This is a genomic window from Mycetocola sp. 2940, from assembly GCF_040548835.1.
Classification (GTDB): Bacteria; Actinomycetota; Actinomycetes; order Actinomycetales; family Microbacteriaceae; genus Mycetocola_A.
In genome coordinates this window covers 1-25,945 of the sequence record NZ_JBEPSK010000014.1, presented here as the reverse complement: position 1 = coordinate 25,945, position 25,945 = coordinate 1, and the positions used below count along the sequence as shown (strand labels likewise).

General features: G+C 66.3%; 21 protein-coding genes. 18 read left to right on the top strand and 3 right to left on the bottom strand.

The genetic code is table 11. From position 1 onward, the window contains the following. Positions 1-47 precede the first annotated feature (47 nt). From ABIE24_RS14785 to ABIE24_RS14730, 12 genes are all read left to right on the top strand, one after another. Entirely contained in the window at positions 48-1,472 is a 1,425-nt protein-coding gene (locus ABIE24_RS14785) for an MFS transporter (protein ID WP_502916287.1), read from the top strand. A 172-nt stretch (positions 1,473-1,644) separates the two neighbouring features. Then, positions 1,645-2,664: a LacI family DNA-binding transcriptional regulator gene (locus ABIE24_RS14780; protein WP_354500986.1), complete on the top strand. Its 1,020-nt coding sequence runs from the start codon at positions 1,645-1,647 to the stop codon at positions 2,662-2,664. 1,203 nt (positions 2,665-3,867) lie between these two features. Beyond that, positions 3,868-4,947 (top strand): multiple monosaccharide ABC transporter substrate-binding protein, encoded by a 1,080-nt coding sequence (gene chvE, locus ABIE24_RS14775; protein ID WP_354501096.1) that lies wholly within the window; start codon positions 3,868-3,870, stop codon positions 4,945-4,947. Positions 4,948-5,045: 98 nt separating this feature from the next. Next, positions 5,046-6,575 (top strand): multiple monosaccharide ABC transporter ATP-binding protein, encoded by a 1,530-nt coding sequence (mmsA, locus tag ABIE24_RS14770; RefSeq protein ID WP_354500984.1) that lies wholly within the window; start codon positions 5,046-5,048, stop codon positions 6,573-6,575. Positions 6,576-6,601: 26 nt separating this feature from the next. Further along, complete coding sequence (gene mmsB, locus ABIE24_RS14765; RefSeq protein WP_354500982.1) at positions 6,602-7,843, top strand: multiple monosaccharide ABC transporter permease; 1,242 nt, start codon at positions 6,602-6,604, stop codon at positions 7,841-7,843. A 57-nt stretch (positions 7,844-7,900) separates the two neighbouring features. Further along, positions 7,901-9,223, top strand: a complete 1,323-nt coding sequence (locus ABIE24_RS14760; protein WP_354500980.1) for a sugar ABC transporter ATP-binding protein — start codon at positions 7,901-7,903, stop codon at positions 9,221-9,223. A 45-nt stretch (positions 9,224-9,268) separates the two neighbouring features. After that, positions 9,269-10,003 (top strand): L-ribulose-5-phosphate 4-epimerase, encoded by a 735-nt coding sequence (locus tag ABIE24_RS14755; protein WP_354500979.1) that lies wholly within the window; start codon positions 9,269-9,271, stop codon positions 10,001-10,003. Then, entirely contained in the window at positions 9,996-11,513 is a 1,518-nt protein-coding gene (gene araA, locus ABIE24_RS14750; protein WP_354500977.1) for an L-arabinose isomerase, read from the top strand. Before ABIE24_RS14755 ends, araA begins: the two co-directional genes overlap by 8 nt. Before the next feature lie 237 nt (positions 11,514-11,750). Then, the gene (mmsA, locus tag ABIE24_RS14745; protein WP_354501094.1) at positions 11,751-13,268 is read left to right on the top strand and encodes a multiple monosaccharide ABC transporter ATP-binding protein; all 1,518 of its coding nucleotides are present in this window, start codon (positions 11,751-11,753) and stop codon (positions 13,266-13,268) included. Further along, the gene (gene mmsB, locus ABIE24_RS14740; protein WP_354500975.1) at positions 13,265-14,638 is read left to right on the top strand and encodes a multiple monosaccharide ABC transporter permease; all 1,374 of its coding nucleotides are present in this window, start codon (positions 13,265-13,267) and stop codon (positions 14,636-14,638) included. Before mmsA (ABIE24_RS14745) ends, mmsB (ABIE24_RS14740) begins: the two co-directional genes overlap by 4 nt. A 65-nt stretch (positions 14,639-14,703) precedes the next feature. Beyond that, positions 14,704-15,807 (top strand): substrate-binding domain-containing protein, encoded by a 1,104-nt coding sequence (locus ABIE24_RS14735; protein WP_354500973.1) that lies wholly within the window; start codon positions 14,704-14,706, stop codon positions 15,805-15,807. A gap of 109 nt (positions 15,808-15,916) precedes the next feature. Next, entirely contained in the window at positions 15,917-17,005 is a 1,089-nt protein-coding gene (locus ABIE24_RS14730) for a glycerate kinase (protein ID WP_354500971.1), read from the top strand. A 101-nt stretch (positions 17,006-17,106) separates the two neighbouring features. Here ABIE24_RS14730 and ABIE24_RS14725 read toward each other — a convergent pair whose 3' ends face one another. Both ABIE24_RS14725 and ABIE24_RS14720 read right to left on the bottom strand, forming a co-directional pair. Continuing rightward, the gene (locus ABIE24_RS14725) at positions 17,107-17,721 is read right to left on the bottom strand and encodes a hypothetical protein (RefSeq protein ID WP_354500969.1); all 615 of its coding nucleotides are present in this window, start codon (positions 17,719-17,721) and stop codon (positions 17,107-17,109) included. A 240-nt stretch (positions 17,722-17,961) separates the two neighbouring features. Beyond that, the gene (locus tag ABIE24_RS14720) at positions 17,962-18,663 is read right to left on the bottom strand and encodes a ThuA domain-containing protein (protein WP_354500967.1); all 702 of its coding nucleotides are present in this window, start codon (positions 18,661-18,663) and stop codon (positions 17,962-17,964) included. Positions 18,664-18,782: 119 nt separating this feature from the next. On the opposite strand from ABIE24_RS14720, the gene ABIE24_RS14715 reads away from it, so the two are divergent. Continuing rightward, on the top strand, positions 18,783-19,574 hold the full coding sequence (locus ABIE24_RS14715) for a ZIP family metal transporter (RefSeq protein WP_354500965.1): 792 nt from the start codon (positions 18,783-18,785) through the stop codon (positions 19,572-19,574). 24 nt (positions 19,575-19,598) lie between these two features. Here the strand turns inward: ABIE24_RS14715 and ABIE24_RS14710 are convergent, their stop codons facing one another. After that, positions 19,599-20,585 carry an N-acetylglucosamine kinase gene (locus ABIE24_RS14710; protein WP_354500963.1) on the bottom strand — a complete coding sequence of 329 codons (987 nt, stop codon included), beginning with the start codon at positions 20,583-20,585 and terminating at the stop codon, positions 19,599-19,601. A 125-nt stretch (positions 20,586-20,710) separates the two neighbouring features. Here ABIE24_RS14710 and ABIE24_RS14705 point away from each other — a divergent pair, with 125 nt between their 5' ends. Genes ABIE24_RS14705 through ABIE24_RS14685 form a run of 5 tightly spaced genes read left to right on the top strand, consistent with a single transcriptional unit; the run spans position 20,711 to position 25,783 of the window. Then, on the top strand, positions 20,711-21,667 hold the full coding sequence (locus ABIE24_RS14705; RefSeq protein WP_354500961.1) for a MurR/RpiR family transcriptional regulator: 957 nt from the start codon (positions 20,711-20,713) through the stop codon (positions 21,665-21,667). After that, entirely contained in the window at positions 21,660-22,415 is a 756-nt protein-coding gene (locus ABIE24_RS14700) for a sugar isomerase domain-containing protein (protein WP_354500959.1), read from the top strand. The genes ABIE24_RS14705 and ABIE24_RS14700 overlap by 8 nt, the downstream gene beginning before the upstream one ends. A 46-nt stretch (positions 22,416-22,461) precedes the next feature. Then, the gene (ngcE, locus tag ABIE24_RS14695) at positions 22,462-23,868 is read left to right on the top strand and encodes an N-acetylglucosamine/diacetylchitobiose ABC transporter substrate-binding protein (protein WP_354501092.1); all 1,407 of its coding nucleotides are present in this window, start codon (positions 22,462-22,464) and stop codon (positions 23,866-23,868) included. Next, positions 23,865-24,878, top strand: a complete 1,014-nt coding sequence (locus ABIE24_RS14690) for a carbohydrate ABC transporter permease (protein WP_502916286.1) — start codon at positions 23,865-23,867, stop codon at positions 24,876-24,878. The genes ngcE and ABIE24_RS14690 overlap by 4 nt, the downstream gene beginning before the upstream one ends. Next, a complete protein-coding gene (locus ABIE24_RS14685; protein ID WP_354500957.1) occupies positions 24,875-25,783 on the top strand; it encodes a carbohydrate ABC transporter permease in 909 nt (302 codons plus the stop codon). Before ABIE24_RS14690 ends, ABIE24_RS14685 begins: the two co-directional genes overlap by 4 nt. The last annotated feature ends 162 nt before the right edge of the window (positions 25,784-25,945 follow it).

Genomic DNA, 25,945 nt, shown 5'->3' with positions numbered 1-25,945 from the left:
GCACCCGACCGGGACGCCTGGACGGAAAATTCGTTAGGCTCGGGAGGGTGACTTCCGACGCCAGGCTCGGTGCGGCATCCGGAACCCGGTCTCCCGATGCGCCACCCGGGATTTTTTCGCCCCGCTACCTGTGGGTGACGATCGGCGCGTGTGCGCTCGTCTTCCTCGCTGCGTTCGAGTCGCTCGCCGTGACCACGATCATGCCGCTGGTCAGCGACGACCTCGACGGCGCGGCGCTATACGCGCTCGCGTTCGCCGGCCCGCTCGCCACCGGGGTCATCGGAATGGTCGTCGCCGGCAACTGGTCTGACCGCAACGGCCCGATCGCGCCCCTGCTCACGTCGGTCGCGGTCTTCATCGTCGGCCTGCTCGTCGCCGGGCTGGCAACGGACATGACGATGTTCCTCCTCGGGCGCCTCGTGCAGGGCCTTGGCTCCGGCGCGATGAACGTCGCGCTGTACGTCGTCGTTGCGCGGATCTACCCGCCGGTCCTCCACGCCCGGATCTTCGCCGGGTTCGCCGCGGCCTGGGTCGTGCCCTCGCTGATCGGGCCTTTCGCCGCGGGAGTGGTCGCCGAGGCCACGAGCTGGCACTGGGTGTTCCTCGGCGTCGTCGTGCTGGTTCTCGGCGCCATGCTCATGGTCGTTCCGGCGATCCGGATGCTCCGCGCCGGCCCGGGACCGGACCGCGCGACGCGACCAGCGTGGGCCTTCGGCAAGATCGGGTGGGCCCTCCTCGCCGCCGTCGCCGTGCTGGGCCTCAACCTCTCCGCCCGGCTCGACGGCGCCCTCGTGGGAGTGATCGCCGGTGCAGCGATCGCCGTCGCGCTGCTCGCGGTGCGACCGCTGATCCCCGCCGGTACCCTCCGTGCCGTGCGCGGGCTCCCGACCGTGATCCTGGTCCGCGGGCTCATCTCAGCGGCCTTCTTCGGCGCCGAGGTGTACATCCCCTACTTCCTCACCGAACGCTACGGGTTCTCGGCGTCGCTCGCCGGCCTCGCGCTGACCGGTGCCGCGCTCACCTGGGCGGCGGCATCCTGGCTGCAGGGCAGGCTCGATGGCGCCCTCAGCCACGTATCCGCGATGCGGATCGGAACGGCCCTCGTGCTCGCGTCGATCGTCCTCGCCGTGGTCACGGCGGCCGCCGGGCTCTCGCCCGCCGTGATCATCGGCGGCTGGCTCCTCGGCGGCGCGGGAATGGGACTCATGTATCCGCGGCTGAGCGTGATGACGCTCTCGTACTCCAGTGACAGCGACCAGGGGTTCAACAGCTCGGCGCTCTCGATCTCGGACTCGCTCGGGGCCGCGCTTGCCCTGGCGTCGACGGGTATCGTCTTCTCCGGCCTGGTCGGGCTCGGCGGATCGTGGCCGTTTGCCGGATGCTTCGTCCTCGCCGCCGTTTTGTCGTGTGTCGCGCTCGGCATCGGTGCGAGGGTGGGGACCGGGCGGCGGATCGACGGCGCGGGTATATAGCTTTTCCGGAATGCGGTGGGGCGAATCGCCTTCCTGGCGATGTGACAGGCGTGTGACACGCTCCGGAGCCCGTCACATCGTCGTCACATCGGGTTCCCGCGGAGCATCCGGGCGTGCATAATTGACGTAATCGCGCGGATGTGACCGTGCACATGTGGGGAGACGGTGTGCTGTGAGCGAGAACGTCGATTCCGGCCGCGCGCCGAACATCCGCGACGTCGCCCGCCTCGCGGGGGTGAGTCACCAGACGGTATCGCGTGTGCTCAACAACCACCCCAGCATCCGGGAGTCGACGAAGCAGCGTGTGCTCGAGGTGATGAGCGAGCTGCAGTACCGGCCGAACCGGGCAGCGCGCGCACTGGTCACGAGTCATTCCCGGACGATCGGCGTACTCGCGTCGCAACGGTCGCATTACGGTCCGTCCAGCATCATCCAGAGCATCGAGGCGGCTGCGCAGGATGCCGGTTACTTCGTTTCGACCGCGAACATGACCAAGACGGATGAGGACTCGATCGTCACGGCGCTCGACCACCTCAACGCCCTGGCCGTCGAGGGGCTCGTCATCATCGCACCGCAGGTTCGGGTGCTGCGCGCAATCTCCAAGCTGGACCTCCGGGTCCCGTTCGTCACCATCAGCTCGACGGACGACACCGACGAGCACGCCGTCGCCGTCGACCAGGTTGCCGGGGCACGGCTCGCGACTCGCCACCTGATCGAACGCGGCCACCGGAGCATCTATCACCTCGCCGGCCCCCAGGACTGGATCGAAGCGGAGGCGAGGATGCTCGGGTTCCTGCAGGAGATGAACGCCCAGGACGTTCCGACGACGGCTCCGATCCTCGGCGACTGGTCCGCCGAGTTCGGCTACTACGCCGGCCGTGAGCTCATGCGCGTTCGTGACTTCACCGCGATCTTCTCGTCGAACGACCAGATGGCGCTCGGCCTGATCCACGCGATCCGCGACGCCGGGCAGGATGTGCCGCAGGATGTGTCGATCGTCGGGTTCGACGACATCCCCGAGGCCGCGCATTTCTGGCCGCCGCTCACGACGGTGCGCCAGGACTTTCCCGAGCTCGGCAGGCGCTGCGTCGCCCATCTTCTGGGAACGATGGGGAACGCCCCGGAGGGATTTCCCGGCCGGATCCAACCCGAGCTCATCGTGCGGGCATCCACCGGGCCGCCTTCGTTCTGAGCCGCGCCCTCATTGCCGCCCGCGCGGGTCACTCTCGGCGCCTGCGCGGGTGTTCTGGCCCGCCGCGGGTGTTTTTGCGCCCGCGCAGCGCCGTTAGACCCGCGCAGGGAGAAGACCGACCAACGCAGCCGTGCCCCTACCTCGGGCGGTGCGCGGGTCACCTTCGGGCGCCTGCGCGGGTGTTCTGGCCCGCCGCGGGTGTTTTTGCGCCCGCGCAGGGCCGTTAGACTCGCGCAGGGAGAAGACAGACCAACGCAGCGGTGCGCGAGCGGCGGGACGGCGGCGGATGCCGCGGGGCGCCAGCGGGGACGGCTCGCGTGCACGGATGCCCGCGTCGCCGGCGGTTCGGAGCGGGGCGCGGGCGTTCTTGCCCAGCGCGGGTGCAAATGCACCCGCGCGGCACTGATACACCCGCGCGAGCGATCTAACCCGGGCGGATGCAGCGACGGAATGCGATGAACTCCGACGGATGCCGCGGGGCGCCCGCCCGGAAGGCTCGCGTGCACGGATGCCCGCGCCGCCGGCGGTTCGGAGCGGGGGCGCGGGCGTTCTTGCCCGGCGCGGGTGCAAATGCACACGCGCACGGCCGTTAGACCCGCGCGAGCGATCTAACCCGGGCGGATGCAGCGACGGAATGCGATGAACTCCGACGGATGCCGCGGGGCGCCAGCCCGGAAGGCTCGCGTGCACGGATGCCCGCGTCGCCGGCCGTTCGGAGCGGGGCGCGGGCGTTTTTGCCCAGCGCGGGTGCAAATGCACCCGCGCGGCACCGATCGACCCGCGCGAGCGATCGGCTCACGCAAACGGGGCTCCGCCGACCACTCCGCCGACCGCTCCGCAGACCGTACCGACGGCATCCGGATTCGGCGGTTATCAAATCGAGACATTCAGACTTGACAGCGTTGCGGGTGATCTGCGTAACATGTGACACACAATGTGAACGGTCACATTGCGCCACCGAAATCGACAGCGTCGAGTTCGACCGTGTCGAAGTTCAGTGACGAAGGAGTCCCCCCACACTTTCGCGGTTACCCGCCCCGGCATGCTTCGGCTGCCGACTCGAGCACGCTCTCATGGACGCGGCCTGCTCGTGCGGTGCACCCCCATGTCTGCAGTTCAGACGACAACGACGTCCATGGCACCGATTACAGAGAGGTAAACACAGTGAAGAAGATTCTCATCGCAACACTCGCGGCCGGCGCAATGGTCGTGTCGCTCGCAGCGTGCTCACAGGGCGGGGCAGCCAGCGGCGACGGAGCAGGCGGAGGCGCCCTCGTCGGCGTCGCCATGCCGACCAAGTCGAGCGAGCGCTGGATCCAGGACGGCAAGGCCGTCAAGGAACAGCTCGAAGCCGAAGGCTACAAGGTCGACCTGCAGTACGCCGAGGACGACATCCCCACCCAGGTCTCGCAGATCGAGAACATGATCACCAAGGGCGCAGAAGCCCTGATCATCGCTTCGATCGACGGAACCACGCTGACCCAGGTCCTTCAGGACGCGGCTGACGCCGACATCCCCGTCGTCGCCTACGACCGCCTCATCCGCGACACCCCGAACGTCAGCTACTACGCGTCGTTCGACAACTACAAGGTCGGCCAGCAGCAGGCCAACTCCGTGCTCAACGGCCTCGGTCTCGTCGACCTCGAAGGTGCTCCGATCGACGGCGCACCCGCCGGTCCGTTCAACATCGAACTGTTCGCCGGATCGCCCGACGACAACAACGCAACCTTCTTCTGGGACGGCGCACAGGACACCCTGAAGCCGTTCATCGAGGCGGGCACGCTCGTCGTCAAGAGCGAGCAGACCGACTTCGAGCAGGCCGCCACCCTCCGCTGGGACGGCGAAACCGCCCAGAAGCGGATGGAGAACATCCTGACGTCGACCTACTCCGACGGAACCAAGGTCAACGGTGTGCTGTCGCCGTACGACGGCATCTCGCGAGGCATCATCTCGGCACTGACCGACGCCGGTTACACCACCGGTGACGAATGGCCGATCATCTCCGGCCAGGACGCTGAGATCGACTCCGTGAAGGCGATTGCCAACACGGGCGAGCAGTTCGCGACCATCTTCAAGGACACCCGCAAGCTCGCGACGGCTGCCGTCGAGATGACGGTTGCCGTTCTCAACGACGAAGAGCCCGAGGTCAACAACGAGGAAGACTACGACAACGGCGAGTTCGTCGTGCCGTCGTACCTCCTCGACTCGCAGATCGTCGTCAAGGACAACGTCACCGAGGTCCTCGTCGAGTCCGGCTACTGGACCGAAGAAGAAATCGGCTAACAGCCGAATCCCCAGCTCGGCGCCGGTGGGGGAGTACTCTTCCCCCACCGGCCGTCGGGTGCAATGAAGCAGGTTTTCGGTATGGAAAAGGTGCGAAAGTGACCACAAACATCCTCGAGATGCGCAGCATCACCAAAACGTTCCCCGGCGTCAAGGCGCTGTCGGATGTCACCCTCGACGTGGAGCGCGGCACCGTCCACGCCATCTGCGGAGAGAACGGTGCAGGCAAGTCCACGCTCATGAAGGTGCTCTCGGGTGTGTATCCGCACGGCACCTATGCAGGAGACATCGTCTTCGAAGACGAGACCGTCGAGTTCAAGGACATCCGCGACTCGGAGGCCAGGGGCATCGTCATCATCCACCAGGAACTGGCGCTGAGCCCGTACCTGTCGATCGCCGAGAACATCTTCCTCAACAACGAGCAGACCGGCGCATTCGGTCTGATCGACTGGAACAAAACCAACCACGAGGCGGCCACCCTGCTCGCCCGGGTGGGGCTGAAGGAAAACCCCACCACCAAGATCCTCGACATCGGCGTCGGCAAGCAGCAGCTCGTCGAGATTGCAAAGGCACTGTCGAAGCGCGTCAAGCTGCTCATCCTCGATGAACCGACCGCCGCCCTCAACGACGAGGACTCCGACCACCTGCTCGACCTGATCCTGCACCTCAAGGAGCAGGGCATCACGTCGATCATCATCAGCCACAAGCTCAACGAGATCAAGAAAGTCGCCGACACGGTCACCGTCATCCGCGACGGCAAGACGATCGAGACCATCCAGAAGACGGATGTCACCGAGGAGCGGATCATCAAGGACATGGTCGGCCGCGACCTCGAACACCGTTACCCCGACCACACACCGAACATCGGCGAGGAGATCCTCCGGGTCGAGGACTGGACCGCCCACCACCCGCAGGACCCCACCCGCGTGATGGTCGACGAAGTGAGCATCGACGTGCGTGCCGGTGAGATCGTGGGGATCGCCGGGCTGATGGGCGCCGGGCGCACGGAGTTCGCGATGAGCCTGTTCGGGCACAGCTACGGCACCCGGATCTCCGGGAAGGTCTTCAAGCGCGGCGTCGAGATCAAGACCCGCACCGTCTCGGAGGCGATCAAGAACGGCCTCGCCTACGCCACCGAGGACCGCAAGCACTACGGCCTGAACCTGCTCGAGGACATCAAGCGCAACATCGCGCTCGCCTCGCTCGACAAGCTGTCGAGCAACGGCCTCGTCAACGACAACGAGGAATACAAGGTCGCCAACGGCTACCGCACGAGCATGAACATCAAGGCGCCGAACGTGCTCGCCAAGACCGGCAAACTCTCCGGCGGCAACCAGCAGAAGGTTGTGCTGTCGAAGTGGATCTACGCCGACCCCGACGTGCTCATCCTCGATGAGCCCACCCGAGGCATCGACGTCGGCGCCAAGTACGAGATCTACGCGATCATCAACGCCCTCGCTGCCGAGGGCAAGGGCATCATCGTGATCTCAAGCGAACTGCCCGAACTCCTCGGTATCTGCGACCGCATCTACGCCCTCAGCGAGGGACGCATCACCGGCCAGCTCCCGATCGAGGACGCCAACCCGGAATCCCTTCTCAAGCTCATGACCATGGAAAAGCCGCGCTGACGCGGGCACCAAGGAGAATCGCGACAATGACAAACACACAGTCACCGGTGACCGAGGAAACCGCTGCAGGCGGCGGAATCCATCCCACCGAGAACAAGTTCACCAGCTGGCTCAGCCACCTCGTCTCCGACCTCGGCAAGAACGGCATCTTCCTCGCCCTGCTTGCCGTGGTGCTCTTCTTCGCCATCGTCACCGACGGCATCCTGCTTCGTCCCCAGAACATCTCGAACCTCATCGTCCAGAACGGGTACATCCTCGTCCTGGCCATCGGCATGGTGATGATCATCATCGCCGGTCACATCGACCTCTCGGTCGGATCGGTGGCCGCATTCGTCGGCGCCTGCTCGGGTGTGTTCGCCGTGTCGTGGGGGCTGCCCTGGTGGCTCTCCGTCATCCTGTCGCTCGGGATCGGCGCCCTCGTCGGTGTCTGGCAGGGATTCTGGGTCGCCTATGTCGGCATCCCGGCGTTCATCGTGACGCTCGCGGGGATGCTGATCTTCCGCGGCCTCGCGCTTGTCGTTCTCGGCAACGCCAACATCGGCTCGTTCCCGACCGAGTACCGCGCCCTCGGCAACGGCTTCCTCAGCAACGTGTTCGGTGACCTCGAGCTCGACCCGCTCACCCTCATCGTCGCGGCCGTCGCGGTCGTGGCCCTGATCGTCGGTCAGGTCCGCACCCGCACGGCCCGCCAGAAGTACGGCCAGGACGTCGAGCCGTTCGTCTGGTTCGTCGCCAAGCTCGTGCTCATCACCGTCGCCATCGGATTCTTCGCCTACGCGCTTGCCAGCTACAAGGGCATCCCGGTCACGCTCATCGTCCTGGCCGTGCTCGTGCTCATCTACGGCATCATCATGAACCGCAGCGTCTTCGGCCGCCACGTCTACGCGATCGGCGGCAATCGCCACGCCGCAGAGCTGTCCGGCATCAAGACCCGCAAGACGGACTTCCTCCTCTTCGTCAACATGGGCGTGCTCGCCGCGCTCGCCGGCCTCATCTTCACCGCGCGCCTCAACCTGGCGGGTCCGAAGGCCGGAGACGGTTTCGAGCTCGAAGCCATCTCGGCCGCGTTCATCGGTGGAGCGGCTGTGCAGGGTGGTGTGGGAACCATCGGCGGTGCGATCATCGGTGGCCTGATCATCGGTGTCCTCAACAACGGCATGTCGATCCTCGGCCTCGGCATCGAATGGCAGCAGGCGGTCAAGGGCCTCGTCCTGCTCCTCGCCGTCGCCTTCGACGTCTACAACAAGCGCCGCGCAGGCGGGAAGTAAGGTTCTCCCGGGCCGCCGGCCTCCGGCGGCCCGGGAGACTTCCAGGAAAGAGAGCGGATGCCCCTCCTCGGCGCGATCCCGGACGGCGCGCGGCTGATCGCCGTGCTCGGCGACCTGCCCGCGGTCGCCGGCGTGCCCGTTCTCGGCGTCGAGTCCCTGGTGCTCCCCTTCCAGACGGTCGGCGACAACGTGCTCCTCGGCGCCGAGGCGAGCGGCCGGTTCTTCGAGAGCAAGCAGAACCGGGAGCGACGAGCCGTCGACGCGCTCGACCGGGTGGGACTTCTTGTGTCGCCGACAGTGCCGGTCCTCGACCTGAACCCCGTCGACCAGCGCATCGTCGAACTGGCCGGCGTGCTGGGCCGGACGCCGGACATCGTCTTCGTCGACGACCGATCGAGCAGCTTCGACGACCGCGAAGCTGCGCGCTGGCAGGCCGCACTCGCTCGCGCGGCCGAGGTCGCGCCCGTGCTGGTCGCCGTGGACACCCTCTCCGACCTCCGGTTCAGCCCTCGCGCGATCGACGCCGTCGCGGTGACCCGTGACGGTGTCGTCGTGGGAACCGCCGAGCCCGGAGACGCCGGCCGCCTTCGGGGACTGCTCATCGACGAGTCGACCGCCCCGGCCGGGAACCGCCCGCTCGGACCCGTCGTGCTCGAACTGAACGACCTCTCCGTCTCTCACCCGGTCCGCCGCGAACGGATGCTCGTCGAAGGGGTCTCCCTGACGGTGCAAGCGGGAGAGATCCTCGGCCTCGCGCACGCGCAGTCCCTGGTGATGGGTGTCTTCGGGGAGTCCTCGGGAGGCAAAGTGACCGGGACCATCCTGCTCGACGGCGTGCCGGCCGACCTTTCCACGGTGGAACGAGCCATCTCCGCCCGGGTGCTGTTCATCACCGAGCATCCCCCCACCTACGACATCGGACTGATCGGTGGTGTCCCCACGAACGTGTCCGGTGAATCCCTGGCACGGCTCGCCCGCATGGGAATCGTCGATCGGCGCCGGGAGTACACGCCGAGGCGCGCGCCGTCGATGCTTCTCGACGTGATCTCCGGCGGGCGGTCCCGGCCGTCGACCGCCGCTATGAACGAGGTGCTGGCGGGCTGGGCGGCGGACGCGCCGCGAGTGGCCTTGATCACCGAACCGTTCGCCGGTCTTTCGCCGACCGACCGGGCGGAGCGCCGGACCCTGATCGAGCGCATCGCAGCCGCCGGTGCAGCGGTGGTTCTCGAGGCGGCCGACCCCGCCCAGCTCGTCGGGCTCTCCGACCGCATCCTGCTGCAGCACGGGCGACGCCTCGCCACCGAACTCCGGGGCGAGGCAGCGACCCCGCACGGTCTCGCTGCCTTCCGTGTCCGTACCGATGACCACCCCGAGACGTGAGGAACACGTGACGACCATGCGCCAACCGAAGAGAGAGGCTCTCGCGTGAGCACCTATTCCCCCGAAATCGAGGTCGCCGTCGCCCGGGTGCGCGCCGACGTCGCCCGTCTGCACGGCGAGCTCGTGCGCTATGGACTCGTCGTCTGGACCGGCGGCAACGTCTCCGGTCGGGTGCCCGGCGCGGACCTGTTCGTGATCAAACCGTCGGGTGTGTCCTACGACGACCTGGCGCCGGAGAACATGATTCTCTGCGATCTTGACGGCGCCGTGATCCCGGGCACGCCGGGCTCGGACCGGTCGCCGTCGAGCGACACGGCCGCCCACGCGTACGTGTACCGGCACATGCCCGAGGTCGGCGGTGTGGTGCACACCCACTCCACCTACGCGGTGGCGTGGGCGGCGCGGAACGAGCCGATCCCGTGTGTGATCACGGCGATGGCTGACGAGTTCGGTGACGAGATCCCGGTCGGACCGTTCGCCATCATCGGCGACGACTCGATCGGCCGCGGCATCGTCGAAACGTTGACCGGGCACCGCAGTCGCGCCGTGCTGATGGCCAACCACGGTCCGTTCACCATCGGCAAGAACGCGAAGGATGCCGTGAAGGCCGCCGTGATGGTGGAGGACGTCGCCCGCACCGTGCACATCTCCCGCCAGCTCGGCGAGCCGGTGCCGATCCCCCAGCCCGCCATCGATTCCCTGTTCGACCGCTACCAGAACGTCTACGGGCAGGCGCCGCAGGGTGCCCTCGCCGACTCGCAAGGAGAAACCATTGCCTAAGCTCATCACCTCGCTCGACGCCTATGAGGTCTGGTTCCTCACCGGAAGCCAGAACCTCTACGGTGAGGAAACCCTGAAGCAGGTCGCCGAGCAGTCGCAGGAGATCGCGCGGACGCTGGGCGCGGCATCCGATGTTCCGGTGAAGGTCGTCTGGAAGAGCGTGCTGAAGGACTCCGAGTCGATCCGGCGGGCGGCGCTCGACGCGAACGCGAACGACTCGGTGATCGGTCTGATCGCGTGGATGCACACGTTCAGCCCGGCGAAGATGTGGATCGCGGGTCTCGACGCGTTGCGGAAGCCGCTGCTGCACCTGCACACGCAGGCGAATGTGGCGCTGCCGTGGGGCGAGATCGACTTCGACTTCATGAACCTCAACCAGGCCGCGCACGGTGACCGGGAGTTCGGCTACATCCAGACCCGGCTCGGCGTCTCGCGCAAGACCGTCGTCGGCCACGTGTCGAACCCGGCGGTCACGGCACAGGTCGGCACCTGGATGCGCGCCGCCGCGGGCTGGGCAGCGACCCACGAGCTCAAACTCGCCCGGTTCGGCGACAACATGCGCTTCGTCGCCGTGACCGAGGGCGACAAGACCGAGGCCGAACTGCGGTTCGGCGTGCAGGTCAACACCTGGGGTGTGAACGAGCTGGCGGATGCTGTCGCCGCGGCATCCGAGAGTGACATCGACGCCCTCGTGGCCGAGTACGAAGAGCTCTACGACGTGGTCCCCGAGCTGCGGAAGGGCGGCGACCGCCACTCGTCGCTCCGGGACGGCGCCGCGATCGAGATCGGGTTGCGGTCGTTCCTCGAGGCCGGCGGCTTCGGCGCGTTCACGACCTCGTTCGAGGACCTCGGTGCGCTCACCCAGCTTCCGGGCCTCGCCGTGCAGCGGCTCATGGCCGAGGGCTACGGCTTCGGCGCCGAGGGGGACTGGAAGACCGCGATCCTCGTGCGGGCGGCATCGGTCATGGGAGCCGGCCTGCCCGGCGGCGCGTCACTGATGGAGGACTACACCTACCACCTCGTGCCCGGCGAGGAGCAGATCCTCGGCGCCCACATGCTCGAGGTCAGCCCCGGGCTCAGCTCGGCGAAGCCGACGCTCGAGATCCACCCGCTCGGCATCGGCGGCAAGGACGACCCGGTCCGCCTGGTGTTCAACGCCGACCCCGGCCCCGCCGTCGTCGTCGCGATGAGCGACATGCGCGACCGGTTCCGGCTCGTCGCGAACGTCGTCGACGTGATCGAACCGGCTGAGGCGCTGCCGAACCTCCCGGTCGGCCGCGCTGTCTGGAAGCCGCAGCCGTCGTTCGCGGTGTCGGCAGCAGCCTGGCTGACCGCGGGCGCCGCCCACCACACGGTCATGTCCACCGCGGTGGGGATCGACGTGTTCCGCGACTTCGCCGAGATCGCCGGCACCGAACTGCTCGTCATCGACAACGACACCACCCTCGGCGGGTTCGCCCGGGAAGTGCGCTGGAACAACGCCTACTACCGGCTCGCCCAGGGCTTCTAGAGGATTTCGCCCGGTGCCCTGAGGGGGCACGAGACACAGCGGATGCTGCCTGCCGGCGGCATCCGCTGTCTTCGTTCCCCGTCAGCAGGGGAAAGGAATGGTAACGAAGTGGCTACTGGGCGTTGACTGCACCTCACTGATGTCGTTTACTCGGAAGCCAGCGGCGCGAGCCGGGAGCACGAAGGAGTGTTCGGTGACAAGGAGTGTTCGGTGACGACGGGCCCAACGATCCTCGAAATGAGGTCGATCACCAAGGAATTTCCGGGAGTGAAGGCGCTCTCCGATGTGTCCATCGAGGTGAAGGCCGGTGAGATCCACGCTATCTGCGGGGAGAACGGCGCAGGAAAGTCGACCCTGATGAAAGTGCTTTCCGGCGTTTACCCGTACGGCACCTACACCGGAGAGATCATCTTCCAGGGTCAGGAGATGCGGTTCAAGGACATTCGCTCGAGCGAACATGCGGGCATCGTCATCATCCACCAGGAACTGGCGCTGATCCCCGAACTGTCGATCACCGAGAACATCTTCCTCGGCAATGAGCCGGGTCGCGGCGGAGTCATCGACTGGGTGGAGGCGAAGACGGAAGCCATCGGTCTTCTGGCCAGGGTGGGTCTTTCGGATGACCCGGACACACAGATCAAGAACATCGGCGTCGGTAAGCAGCAACTCGTCGAGATCGCCAAGGCCCTCAACAAATCGGTGAAGCTCCTCATTCTCGACGAGCCGACCGCGGCACTCAACGAAGCCGACTCGCGGCACCTGCTCGACCTCATCCTCGGTCTGAAGGGCAAGGGCATCAGTTCGATCATGATCTCGCACAAGCTCAACGAGATCGAGGCGATCGCGGACTCGATCACCATCATCCGTGACGGCAAGACCATCGAGACCATCGACGTCACCGCTACCGGCGTGAACGAAGACCGGATCATCCAGGGCATGGTCGGCCGGGTGCTCGAGAATCGTTTCCCCGACCACGAGCACACGATCGGCGACGTGTTCTTCGAAGTGCGCAACTGGACGGTGCAGCATCCGCTGACGAGCGAGCGTCTCGTGGTCAAGAACTCCAGCTTCACGGTCAGACGCGGTGAAGTGGTGGGCTTCGCCGGGCTCATGGGCGCGGGGAGAACGGAACTGGCGATGAGCGTCTTCGGCCGGTCGTACGGCATTTACCTGTCTGGCCAGGTATTCAAGGATGGCGTCGAAATCCAGTTGCGGAATGTCAGCGAAGCGATCGAGCACGGCATCGCCTATGTCAGCGAAGACCGAAAGTCGCTCGGACTCAATCTTCTCGACGACATCAAACGCTCCATCGTTTCGGCCAAACTGTCGAAGATCTCGCGTGCATCGGTCGTCGACAAGGTTGCTGAACACACGGTCGCCGAGCGGTTCCGTAAGAGCCTGCGGATCAAGACGCCAACGGTTGACGAGGGTGTCAACAAACTGTCGGGCGGAAACCAGCAAAAGGTGGTCCTGGCCAAGTGGATGTTCACGGACCCCGACCTGCTCATTCTCGACGAACCGACACGGGGCATCGACGTCGGTGCAAAAACGGAGATCTACGGCATCATCCGTGATCTCGCCGCGCAGGGCAAAGGAATCATCATGATTTCATCGGAACTGCCTGAGCTCCTGGGTGTATCTGACCGGATCTACACGATCTTCGAGGGCACCATCACCGCCGACCTGCCCAGCGCGGAGGCGGATCCCGAAACCCTGATGAAGAACATGACGTCCGTGAGGTCAGTGGGTCGATGAGCACTACAACAGAGACAAAGTCGTCAACAGGAACAAAGGCGTCTGGTGGCATCCGGGAACTCGGCAAGATGTTCGGCGGCGGGCAGTCGAGTGGACGCCAGGTCGGCATCCTCGGCGCGCTCGTCGTCATCATCGTGATCTTCCAGATCGCCACGGGTGGTCTGACCCTGGATCCCACGAACCTCATCAACCTCGTCAACCAGAACGCCTACGTTCTGATCCTCGCCATCGGCATGGTCATGGTGATCATCGCGGGACACATCGACCTGTCGGTCGGGTCGGTGGCCGCCTTCACCGGGATCATCGTTGCGACGTCCATGGAAGAGTGGAAGCTTCCGTGGCCGCTCGCCATTCTGCTCGGGCTCGTCATCGGTGCTCTCATCGGAATGTGGCATGGGTGGTGGGTGGCCTACATCGGCGTGCCCGCGTTCATCGTGACCCTGGCCGGCATGCTCATCTTCCGAGGGGGGAACCAGCTCATCGGAAGCTCGGCGACTGTCCCGGTCCCTGAAGCCTTCACCATCATCGGTGGAGGCTTTCTTCCTGACTTCGGTCCCGATATCGGTTACAGCAACCCGACCCTGCTGCTTGGACTCGTCGTCGCGGTCGTCGTCGTCATCCAGGAAATCCGGCTTCGGCGCACCCAGACGCGGATGGGGTCGGAGAAGGCGCCACTCTGGGTGAGCGTCGTCAAGGTGATCATCCTCCTGGCCATCGTCGTCTATGCCACCCTCTTGTTCGCTGGCGGTCGTATCGGCACGAGCTTCCCGGTTTCCGGGATCATCCTGGGCCTCCTGGTGCTGGCGTACTCGTTCATGACTCGGAACACGACCCTCGGCAGACACATCTACGCTGTCGGCGGCAACTGGCACGCGGCGGAACTGTCCGGTGTGAAGATCAAGCGAGTCAACTTCTTTGTCATGATGAACATGTCGATCCTGGCGTCGCTCGCCGGGATGATCGCGGTCGCCCGATCCGTCGCATCCGGTCCCGGTGACGGTGTCGGGTGGGAACTCGACGCGATCGCCGCCGTCTTCATCGGTGGTGCTGCGGTGTCGGGCGGCATCGGGACGATCGTCGGGTCGATCGTCGGAGGCCTCGTGATCGCCGTGCTCAACAACGGACTCCAGCTGCTCGGCGTCGGGGTCGACCGGGTGCAGATCATCAAAGGCCTGGTCCTGCTGCTGGCCGTGGGCATCGACGTCTACAGCAAGCGCACCGACCGGCCGACGTTCCGTGGGTTGATGAGACGCAACCGCAGGGACGCCGGCCCGGGGGACCAGAACGCGACACCGATCGAGCGGCCGTCTGTGGCACCCTCGACCAGCGCAGAGGCCACGTCGCGCCCACAGTCCACTTCCCCGAACTGAGGTCCGGGATAGTCCCGAATGCGCACACCACCCGAATATCCACCAAGCACAGAGAGAGTGAATTCATGCGTAAATTAGCGCTTACCGCGTCGGCGATCGCCGTCACCGCGGCCCTGGCTCTGACGGGTTGTTCGACCCGTGGCTCCAGTTCCGGATCAGGCTCGACGGAGGAGGCATCCGGTTTCCCGGCGGACTCCGTCATCGGCGTGGCCCTTCCTGACAAGACCTCGGAGAACTGGGTTCTCGCAGGCCAACTGTTCGAGGACGGCCTCAAGGAGGCCGGCTTCAAAGGTGACGTCCAGTACGCCGCTGCAACCAACACGGTGCCCGACCAGCAGAACCAGATCTCGTCCATGGTCACGAAGGGTGCGAAGGTCATCATCATCGGCGCGAAGGACGGGGGACAGCTGTCGGGCCAGGTGAAAGCGGCGAAAGACGCGGGCGCGATCGTGATCGCCTACGACCGGCTGATCCTCAACACTGAGGACGTCGATTACTACGTCGCCTATGACAACGAGAAAGTCGGCGAATTGCAGGGGCAGGCGCTGCTCGACGGAATGGCAGCGAAGAAGCCGGAGGGACCGTACAACATCGAACTCTTCTCCGGTTCGCCCGACGACGCGAACTCGGCTGTCTTCTTCGGCGGTGCGATGAAAGTGCTGCAGCCGAAGATCGATGACGGAACGCTCGTCGTCGTGTCTGGACAGACCGACATCAAGCAGACGTCGACAGCCGGGTGGCTCGCAAAGAACGCGCAGGACCGGATGGACACGCTCCTCGCCGCGCATTACACCAACACTGAACTCGATGGTGTGCTCTCGCCGAACGACAACCTCGCACGCGCGATCATCACGAGCGTGAAGGCAGCGGGGAAGCCGATCCCGATCGTCACCGGCCAGGACTCCGAGGTGGAGTCGGTCAAGTCGATCATGGCCGGCGAACAGTACTCGACGATCAACAAAGACACCCGCGCACTGGTCGACCAGGCGATCGCGATGGTTGAGCAGGCCCAGAAGGGTGAGACGATCGAGACGAACGATGACGAGTCGTACGACAACGGCGTCAAGGTCGTTCCGGCGTACCTCTTGCCCCCGCTGATCGTGACCAAGGAGAACGCGGCTGAGGCATACGCGAATGATCCGAACCTGGCGCCGCTGACGCAGCAGTAGTCGCTCGCGGCACAAGCACAAGGCCGGCGGTGTGGGACCCCGCCGGCTTTGTCGCGTGTCATCCGCTTCTCCGGGTCAGCCACGCACCGGGTCTGGCAGTGTTAAGGGCATGACTGACCTTCGCGTGGCGATCACCCCAGACTCCTTCAAAGGTACGGCGACCGCCATCGAGGTGACGACGGCGCTCGCCGAAGGGTGGCTCTCGGTTCGCCCCGGTGACACCCTGATCCGGATGCCGCTGGCCGACGGCGGCGAAGGAACCCTCGACGCGTTCGAACTGGCCGTGCCCGGCGCCCGGCGGATGCCGGTGACGGTGTCCGGACCGGACGGGCGGCAGGTCGAGGCGAGCTGGATCCTTCTCCCTGACAACTCGGGCGTCGTCGAACTCGCGGTCACGAGCGGCATCACGCTCCTCCACCCGCTGCAGCCGATGGAGGCACACACCCTCGGCTTCGGCCAGGCCATCGCCGCCGCCATCGACTCCGGTGTGGACAGGCTCTACCTCGCCCTCGGCGGAAGCTCCTCCACCGACGGCGGCGTCGGCGCCCTCACCGCCCTCGGTGCCGAGTTCGCCGACGCGGAGGGTCGCCCGGTCCCCCCCGGCGGACGGGGCCTCGGCGCCGTGGCGTCGATCGACACAACCCACCTCCGCGCCGTGCCCGCCGGCGGCGCCACCATCCTCAGCGACGTAACGAACCCGCTCCTCGGCCCGAACGGTGCGGCAACGGTGTTCGGTCCGCAGAAGGGGGCCGCCGCAGAGCAGGTCGCTGAACTCGACGCCGGCCTTCGCCGGCTGGCGGCTCTCCTCGGCACCGACCCCGAGACACCGGGCGCGGGCGCGGCCGGGGGAACCGGGTACGGCCTGATCGCCTGGGGCGCCGTGATGGCATCCGGAGCCGAGGCGGTCGGTGAGGTGATGCACGCGCCGGACGCCGTGGCATCCGCGACCGTCGTCATCACCGGTGAGGGCCGCTTCGACGGTCAGTCCGACGCGGGAAAAGTGCCGTCATACGTCCGCGCGCTCGCAGAAGCGGCCGGTGCGACGCCGCTGCTCGTCGCCGGGGCGATCACCGCCGAGCCCACGGGATTCGCCGCGGCCGTGTCGCTGACCGAGCTCGCCGGCAGTGCGGATGCCGCGATGACCGACACCGTGCACTGGTTGCGGGAGGCGGGCGCGCGGCTGGCGCGAACCGTGTAGCACCTGGTCACCCGCTTCGGACGGAAGCATCCGGCGTACCGGATGACCCGGTCCGCAACGGGTGACTGCGGCTCAGCGGAGCGGCACGCCGGACGAGCGGCTCACAGTCCAAGCGTCGGGTTGGCGGTGCGGTGCGCCTCGAGTGCGGCGTTCGCCACCGCCCCCGTTGTGCTGAGATCGTTCGAGTTGGCCATGATCCAGAGCGGGCCGGAGAACAGGTGGGTTGCTGCGATCGGGGAGACCTCGGTCTCACCGCTCTTCTCGAAGCTCGTTGCCGTGCCGGTTGACACGTCTGTGAACCCCTCGTCAGCCAGCGCGGCCTCCAGACTGGAGCGCTGCTCGGCCGTCACCTCCACGGCATGAATCGTGAAGACGCCGTCCGAATTCGGCACGCCCCAGGTGCACGCCTTCGCCTGAGCCGCATCGGCGAGTGTGCTGTCGATTTCTGCGAGGGGGAACCATCCGCCGGACTCGGTGGGCGGTCGCTCGCCGAGGAACTCGGTGTCCTCGGCGAATATCGCACGCGCTTGGTCGATCGGCAGCATGACCTCGCACTCGACGATCGTCAGCGATTCGGGAGTCGGTGTGGGACTCGCGGTCGCCGAGGGCGTCGGGGAGGCCGAAGGGTCGGTCGGGCTGGGCTCCGCCCCGGGCGCGGCGCAGCCCGCGAGGGCGAGCCCTACCGCGGCGCACACAACGACGAACTGAAGCCTCATGTGCGGAATATTAGACCACGACATCCTCGCTCGATAGGGGTCTGCGCCCGCCTGGTGTGAACCCGGTGACACCGCGCCTGGTCACCCGCTCCGGACGAAAGCATCCGGCGCGCCGGATGACCTGGTCCGCAACGGGTGACTACGTGCGTGCTCAGCGCAGCGGCACCGCCGCCGGCCGTTCGACCGTGCTTGCCGCCAGGTACTGCGCCGAGATGGCACCGACACCGATGATGCCGACGGTCAGCGGCTCGCCCACAACAGCCCCCGCTCGATGATCGTCCGCACGTTCGCGTGCTGCAGCACGTCCATGCTGTGCCCCGGCGTCGCCACGAAGATCCGCCCGTCCCCCCACTGCCGCGTCCAGACCGCCGGGGAGGTCACCTCCCGGTGCCACGGGTCGCCGGCGCGCACCCGCTGGGTCGTCGTGGCGAGCACATCGTTGAGGTCGTCGGAGAGCACCCAGTACTGCTCGGTTTCCAGATCGAAGTCCGCGATTCCCTCGGTGATCGGATGCTGCCGGCCGAGTTCCGTCATCGCCACCGTGTACGGGACGAAATTGTCACGCTCGCTCCCGTCGCGCTCCTCGCTCGCCGGCTTGCCGGGGTGGCTCGCGAACTGGCCGCCGACGAGGTGGAAGTAGTCGCTCGACGCCCGGAACGAGTCGGCGATGCCGCCGTGCCAGCCGGCCAGCCCCGTCCCGGCGCGCACCGCGGCGGTCAGCCCTGAGAGTTCGTCCGGCTCGATCGTCGACATCGTCACGCACTGCATGATGAGGTCGACGGATGCCAGCCCCGCGGCATCCGCGTACACCGACGTCGACTCCTCCACCCGCACCTCGAACCCGGAAGCGACGAGGTGGGGCACGAAGAGGTCGGTGGCGGCGACGGGGGAGTGGCCTTCCCAGCCCGCGCGGACGATGAGTGCTGATCGTGAGTGCGTCATCGCGGGGTCTCCTCAGTGGTCGGACGGTCCATCGATGCTATCGGCGCAGTCTCAGCAGGCGCGAGTGAGGCCGCGTCAAGTGCCTTTTCGGCTCTGGTCGGCCGGTCCATACTTGCGGGATGAATTCCTCGCTGCTGTTCGGCGTGATCGCGTCGAGCGCTCTCGTCCTCGGTGCCGTGATCGGCGTGCGCTTCGAGCTGCCCAAGCGGGTGCTGGCCATCCTGCTCTCCTTCGCCGCGGGCGCCCTGATCACGGCGCTGAGCTTCGAACTGTTCGAGGACGCCTACGAGCGCGGCGGGATCTGGCGTGCGGTGATCGGCCTGCTCGTCGGGGCGGTCGTGTTCACGATGCTCAGCGCGCTGCTCGACCGCCTGGCACAGCCGGGGTCGCGCACGAAGTCGGCGGACGAGTTCGAGGGCAGCGCGAAACTCGACACGGATGCCGCGGCCACCGACCGCCCGGATCCCGCGACCTCGACGCGCGGTGCGGCGGGCATGGCGCTGCTGGCCGCCGTCACCCTCGACGGCGTGCCGGAGAACGTGGCGCTGGGGGTGTCGCTCGGCGAAGGTACCGGCGGTCTCGCCCTGCTGGCGGCGATCTTCGTGTCGAACTTTCCCGAGGCGCTGGTCGGAGCCTCATCGATGCGCAGCCAGGGCCGTTCGCGCCGCTCGATCGTCCTGCTCTGGACGGCGTGCGCCGTGCTGCTCGTGATCGCCGTCGTGGTCGGTGCCGGACCGTTCTCGAACACCGACCCGGAGACGATCTCGCTCCCGCTCGCCTTCGCCGCGGGCGCCGTGATCGCGTCGCTCGCCGACACCCTGATGCCCGAGGCGTACGAGCACGGCGGCCCGGCCGTGGCGATAAGCACTGCGGCGGGTTTCGTGCTGTCTTTTGCCCTGTCCCTGGCCTGAGCACGAACGACGTCGCCGGCGGGGTCAGCGCAGCGCCGCCAACGACCGGGTGATGCGCTCGAAGATCACAACGTCGACCGCGATGCCGGCCGAACGCAGGGCGAGCACCGCCGCCCCGACCACGCCGTCCTCCACCGGCTGCGTGTGCGACACGAGGCCGGAGGCGGCTGCGGCCGCGGTGACGGCATCCGCGACCATGCTGTCCTGCGCCAGGATGCTCCCGCCGAGCACGAGGGGGCCGGTCAGCTCCGGCGACGCCACCGCCCCGAACAGGCGGGCGAGGGCTTCGGCGGCATCCGCGAGGATCGCCCGGGCCGTCTCGTCGCCGGGCGCGGCGAAAGCGAGCGGGGCGAACCGCGCGAGTTCCACCGGGCGGAGCCGGTAGACGGCATCCGTCACCTGGTTGACGGCCACCGGCCGCCCGTCGGCGGAAAGCGCCGTCGACGCGCGGATCGCCAGGGCGTCCAGCAGCAGGGAGGTGAGCGCGGTGGGCGCCGCCCGGCCGTCGAGAGCCGCAACGGCGTCGCGCACGACCCGGTGCCCGATCCAGAAGCCCGAGCCCACGTCGCCGATCAGCCAGCCCAGTCCGTCGGCGGTGAGGTCGACGACCCCGTTCCGGACCCGGATGCCGGCCGCCCCCGTCCCGGCGACGAGGGCATAGCCGTCGGGCTCGAAGGTTCCGGCGAAGAAGGTGGCCAGGAGGTCCGACCGCAGCTCGACGTGGCCCGCGAATCCCGCGGCGGCGAGCGCGTCGCGGATCCACGCCGCGTCGGGGTTCACTCCGGAGCCCGCCATGGCGAGGATGGCTGGGCCGACGTCCGATGCCGTCAGGCCGGCCCTGTCGGTGGCGGCGTGCGCCGCTGTGACGATGGCGGATGCCGCGCGTTCCGTTCCCGAGGAGATCGGATTGCCCCCGCCGGCACGCCCGAACCCGAGGCAGTGGCCGTCGACGTCGACGAGGACGGCACGGGTGCTCGTCCCGCCGGCGTCAACGGCGAGGACGGCGGCCATCGTCATCCTGGGGTTCCGGGAAGAAATGCATTCGTTACCTAATTTCCACACAGGGTCATTGACGACACGACGATACAAGAATAGTTTTCACCCAAGCGATAAACCAGTGAAACGGATTTTCAGCTATGACGACGACGTCGAGAGCTCACACCACCGAAGGGGGTGTTCGTGCCTCCCACCGCATTCAGGCCAACCTGCCACAGATGTCGAGCGTCATGGTGAAAATTGCCGAGCTTCTGCTTGAGAACCCGACGGCCCCGCTGGAGCTGTCGATCACCGAACTCGCCGAGCGAGCGGGGACGTCCGCGGCCACCGTCACCCGGTTCTGCCGGCTGATCGGATACTCGGGCTACGTCCAGTTCCGGGTCGGTGTCGCCAGCGACGTCGGCCGGGGGAACGCGCACGAGTCCTGGCGTGCCGACATCGGCCGGGAGTTCGACCCGGACGACTCCCCCCGCGACGTGCTCGGAACACTGCTGAACTCGCACATGCACTCGCTCCAGTCGACGGCAGACCGAATCGACCTCGACAGCGTGGCGGACATCGCCCGCCGGATCAGTGAATGCAGCCACCTCGACATCTACGGCATCGGCGGCAGCGGAGGCATGGCCGCCGAAATGCAGAGCCGCCTCTACCGGATCGGCATCAACGCCCACTGCTGGGGCGAAGTTCACGGCGGGCTCACGAGCGCGGCGATCCTCGACGAGGGGGCAGTGGCACTCGGCATCTCCAACACGGGGCGCACCGAGGAGACGATCCAGATGCTCTCCCAGGCGAAGTCGTCCGGAGCCTTCACCATCGCCCTCACCAACAACGCCGACTCCCCGCTCGCCGAACTCGCCGACGTCACAGTGATCACCGCCGCGCCCGAGCTCTACCTCCAGCCGGATGACCTCTCGGCCAAGCACAGCCAGCTCTTCGTCCTCGACCTGCTCTACCTGCTCGTGGCGCAGTTGAATTTCACCGACATCGCCACCCGGCTCGCGGCATCCGCCATGGCCGTCTCCGAGCACCGCCGTCCCGCGCGTGGATCCCGTCCCGCTCAGCCTCTCACCGCATCCGGGAGTACCGCCCATGTCTGACCTCATCCCGGAATTCCTCGCCCAGGCAACCAGCCGGCTCGAAGCCATCGCCGAGACCGCTGCCGAGGGTGGGTACGACGAGGCGATCGACCTGATCACCACCTCCCTCGACAACGGCGGAGTCCTCCAGGCGTTCGGAACCGGTCACTCGCAGGCCTTCGCGATGGAGATCGCCGGCCGTGCAGGCGGCTTGATCCCGACCAACAACCTTGCGCTCCGCGACGTGGTGCTGCACGGCAGCCGCGATGTCGCCGACCTCGGCGGGTCGAGCCTCGAGCGTGATCCGTCTGTCGTTGACGAGCTGTTCAGTGTGTCGCCGATCAACCCGGCCGACGTGTTTCTCATCGCCTCGAACTCGGGAGTGAACGGGTCGATCGTCGGCGTCGCGCTGCGGGCGAAGGAGCTGGGACACAAGGTCATCGGCGTCACGAGCCTCGAACACACCAACGCCGTCGAGCCGAAGCACCCGAGCGGAAAACGACTGAGCGAGATCGCCGACGTCGTGATCGACAACCGGGCACCGTTCGGCGACACCACCCTGTCGCTGCCCGGCGACGTCGGGGTGGGAGCCATCTCGTCCATCACGTCGGCGTTCATCGCCCAGCTTCTCACCATCGAGGTGTCCCGTCGGATCGCGGAGAGCGGCGCTGTTCCCCCGCTCTACATCTCCGCGAACATCCCGGGAGGAGACGAACACAACCTCGCGCTCGAGAACCTCTATCGAGACCGGATCCGACGCACCGCCTGACCCGCATCCAGAGCCCCAATCACACGGAAGGTACACAATCACCATGATGAACATCCAGAACGTCACGATGGATCGAAGGAATGTCCTCCGCGGCGCCGTCGCCGCTGCGATTCTCATTCCGCTCGGCTCATCCCTCGCGTCCTGTGCCACCGGAGGCCCGAGCGCTCCCGCTCCCGGGGGAACGGTTTCAGCGGCGAACCCGTTCGGCCTGGCATCAGACTCAACGATTGACTCCGTGATCTTCAAGGGAGGTTACGGCGTCGACTACGTCGAGTACGCCGCGAAGCTGCTCGAGAAGAACCACGAAGGCGTGACGGCCAAGGTCGCCCCTTCAACGCAGATCGCGCAGGAACTACAGCCGCGCTTCGTCGGTGGCAACCCGCCAGACCTGATCGACAACTCCGGAGCACAGGCGATCGGGTTCAACACCATCCTCGAACAGCTCGAGGACCTGACTGACGTCATCGACGCCGACAACCTCGAGGGCGAGACAATTCGCGACACCCTCTATGGTGGGGTTCTCGCCCCAGGTACGTTCGAGGGCAAGCTTGCCGCGATCAACTATGTGCTCACGGTCTTCGGCGTGTGGTACTCGTCGAGCCTTTTCGAAGAGAACGGCTGGACCCCGCCGGCGACGTGGGCGGAGGTCATCGACCTCGGCGCAAAGGCGAAAGAAAAGGGCAAGTATCTCTTCCTTTTCGGGAAGGAAGCTGCAACCTACTACCAGACGCTGTCGATCGACTCCGCGATCAAGGAAGGCGGGGACGAGGTTCGCCTTGCCCTGGAGAACCTCGAGGAGGGTTGCTGGTCACTGCCCGCCGTGCAGAGCGTGTTCGAAGCCCTTCACGAGATCATCGCGGCCGGCTACATGAAGCCGGGCGGATCGGGAACACAGTTCACCGAAGCCCAGGCGCAGTGGAGCAACGACATGGAAGCCGTTCTGTACCCGTCCGGGTCGTGGATCGAGAACGAGATGAAAGGCAACACTGCGGAAGGCTTTGCCATGAAGGGGTTCGCTGCTCCGGTCGTCTCGTCCAGCCCGAAGATGGCGCCGGAATCATTGCACTCCGCCGCGGGCGAGCCGTTCATCGTCCCCTCTCAGGCAAAGAACGTCGCCGGTGGCAAGGAGCTGCTCCGCACCATGCTGTCGAAGGAGGCAGCGACGAACTTCGCCAAGGAGAAGCTCGCCCCGACCGTGGTCAAGGGTCTCGTTCCCGCCGACGGCTTCGGCTCGACCGCCCTGGTCGCCCAGACCGACATGCTCGACGCCGCCGGTGAGAACATTTACACCCACGGCTTCGTCGACCTGTACGGCATGAATCCCGACCAGCTCGTCGTATGGAACACCTTCCTCGAAGGCAAGTCTGACGTCGGAACCCTCACCTCGGGCCTGCAGGCCATCACCGACAAGGTGAGGGACGACGACTCGGTCAACAAAATCGAGGTCAAATGACAGCGGCCGGCGCCGACCCAGGGCGCGCCATAGCAACCCTGGCACCCTCCGGCGGTCGAAAGACCGCCGGAGGGCGCCGGCGCAAGCTCACGGTCGACTACGTGACATTCATGCTGGTCTTCCTCGGGCTGCCGCTGGCCATCTTCCTGATCTTCGTGATCTGGCCGTTCATCCAGGCTGTGTTCTACTCGCTGACCGACTGGTCGGGCTTCAGCCCCGAGATGAATATCATCGGAATCGAGAACTACGTCCGGCTCTTCAACGACGACATCTTCATGACGGCGCTCGGGAATAACATCCTCCTGGCAATCGTCGTGCCACTGGTGACGATCGTGCTCTCCCTCGCGCTCGCCACGATGGTCACTGTTGGCGGCCCGAGCCATGGTCCGATTCGCGGCCTGCGCAATTCGAGCTTCTACCGCGTTGTCTCGTTCTTCCCGTACGTCATTCCCGCGATCATCATCGGCATCCTCTGGAGTCAGATCTACACTCCCGGCGGGCTGCTGAACGGCATTCTCGGGGCGTTCGGTCTGGACATGTTTGAGTCGTTCCCTTGGCTCGGTGACGAGCGCACCGCCATGGGGGCCTCGATCTTCGTGATCGTCTGGGGTTTCGTGGGTTTCTACATGGTGCTCTTCGTCGCCGCTATCAAGGGCGTTCCTGCCGAGACCTACGAGGCGGCCCGCATCGACGGCGCCGGACGTGCCCGCACAGCGTTCTCCATCACAATCCCGCTCATTCGCGACAACATCCAGACGGCGTACATCTACCTCGGGATCCTGGCTCTCGACGCTTTCGTCTACATGCAGGCCCTCAACCCCGGCGGTGGACCCAACAACTCCACGCTGGTGATGAGCCAGCAGTTGTTCCGTACCGCCTTCAACAAAGGCGAATTCGGGCAGGCCAGCGCGATGGGTGTCGTCCTCGCGGTCATCACGCTGCTCTTCGCGGCGATCGTCTTTCTCGTGAACCGCCTCACCGGCGGCAAGGAAGAGGGAGGTCGGGCATGACCACTCAGGCCATCACCACGCGGGGTGCGACCCGCGGCGGCTCCAAACCCGCTTTCACGCGCAAGCCGAAGACCACACCGGGAGACAAAGCTGTCGGGGCGATCTCGCACACCGCGTTGGTCATCTGGTCGCTCATCGTCATCCTTCCGCTCGTCTGGACGCTGATCACGAGCTTCAAGACGACGAAGGAGATCTTCGCGTCACCGTTCGGGCTGCCGGCCAACTGGAACTTCAACAACTACGTCTCGGCCTGGACGCAGGAGGGCATCGGCAACTACTTCCTCAACACGGTCATCGTCGTCGGCTTCGCCCTCGTCATCGTGATGGTGCTCGGGGCGATGTGTGCCTACGTGCTCGCGCGGTTCAAGTTCTTCGGCAGCCGCGCGATCTACTACCTCATGCTCGCCGGCCTCACCTTCCCGGTGTTCCTGGCGATCGTGCCGCTGTTCTTCGTGCTCCGCAACATCGGGCTGCTCAACACGCTGCCCGGCCTGATCCTCACCTACGTCGCCTTCGCGCTCCCGTTCACGGTGTTCTTCCTGTACTCCTTCTTCAAGGGGCTGCCGGACGAGATCGCCGAAGCGGCCGCGATCGACGGTGCCGGGGAGTGGCGCACCTTCTTCCAGGTGATGTTGCCGATGGCGAAGCCGGGCATGGCATCCGTCGCGATCTTCAACTTCCTCGGCCTCTGGAACCAGTTCCTGCTGCCCGTCGCGCTCAACACGAACAAGGACAACTACGTGCTGTCGCAGGGGATGGCGTCGTTCGCGTCGTCGGCGGGTTACGCGGTGGACTTCGGCGCGCTCTTCGCCGCCGTCGTCATCACGATCGTGCCGGTGCTTATTGCCTACGTCATCTTCCAGCGCCAGCTGCAGGGTTCCGTCAGTCAGGGGACGATGAAGTAGCGGATGCCACGGTGCCCGTCCCGGCGGCATCCGGCCGTTCCGGTGACGCAAAAGCACCGTTTCGACTCGCGGGTTCTAACGGTTAGAGCAACACCTGATTATTGAAGGGTGTTGATCGAGATGAGTCCGAGGTTCTCGGAGCGGATGCTGGGCGATGTCGTC

Bases quoted from the DNA above. Each gene is read 5' to 3' on its own strand.
- ABIE24_RS14690 (WP_502916286.1), top strand. From the start codon at position 23,865: ATGACAGCGGCCGGCGCCGACCCAGGGCGCGCCATAGCAACCCTGGCA.
- mmsA (WP_354501094.1), top strand. From the start codon at position 11,751: ATGAGGTCGATCACCAAGGAATTTCCGGGAGTGAAGGCGCTCTCCGAT.
- ABIE24_RS14685 (WP_354500957.1), top strand. From the start codon at position 24,875: ATGACCACTCAGGCCATCACCACGCGGGGTGCGACCCGCGGCGGCTCC.
- ngcE (WP_354501092.1), top strand. From the start codon at position 22,462: ATGAACATCCAGAACGTCACGATGGATCGAAGGAATGTCCTCCGCGGC.
- ABIE24_RS14710 (WP_354500963.1), bottom strand. From the start codon at position 20,585: ATGGCCGCCGTCCTCGCCGTTGACGCCGGCGGGACGAGCACCCGTGCC.
- ABIE24_RS14715 (WP_354500965.1), top strand. From the start codon at position 18,783: ATGAATTCCTCGCTGCTGTTCGGCGTGATCGCGTCGAGCGCTCTCGTC.
- ABIE24_RS14705 (WP_354500961.1), top strand. From the start codon at position 20,711: ATGACGACGACGTCGAGAGCTCACACCACCGAAGGGGGTGTTCGTGCC.
- ABIE24_RS14720 (WP_354500967.1), bottom strand. From the start codon at position 18,663: ATGACGCACTCACGATCAGCACTCATCGTCCGCGCGGGCTGGGAAGGC.
- ABIE24_RS14700 (WP_354500959.1), top strand. From the start codon at position 21,660: ATGTCTGACCTCATCCCGGAATTCCTCGCCCAGGCAACCAGCCGGCTC.
- mmsB (WP_354500975.1), top strand. From the start codon at position 13,265: ATGAGCACTACAACAGAGACAAAGTCGTCAACAGGAACAAAGGCGTCT.
- mmsB (WP_354500982.1), top strand. From the start codon at position 6,602: ATGACAAACACACAGTCACCGGTGACCGAGGAAACCGCTGCAGGCGGC.
- ABIE24_RS14725 (WP_354500969.1), bottom strand. From the start codon at position 17,721: ATGAGGCTTCAGTTCGTCGTTGTGTGCGCCGCGGTAGGGCTCGCCCTC.
- chvE (WP_354501096.1), top strand. From the start codon at position 3,868: ATGGTCGTGTCGCTCGCAGCGTGCTCACAGGGCGGGGCAGCCAGCGGC.
- ABIE24_RS14730 (WP_354500971.1), top strand. From the start codon at position 15,917: ATGACTGACCTTCGCGTGGCGATCACCCCAGACTCCTTCAAAGGTACG.
- ABIE24_RS14735 (WP_354500973.1), top strand. From the start codon at position 14,704: ATGCGTAAATTAGCGCTTACCGCGTCGGCGATCGCCGTCACCGCGGCC.
- ABIE24_RS14760 (WP_354500980.1), top strand. From the start codon at position 7,901: ATGCCCCTCCTCGGCGCGATCCCGGACGGCGCGCGGCTGATCGCCGTG.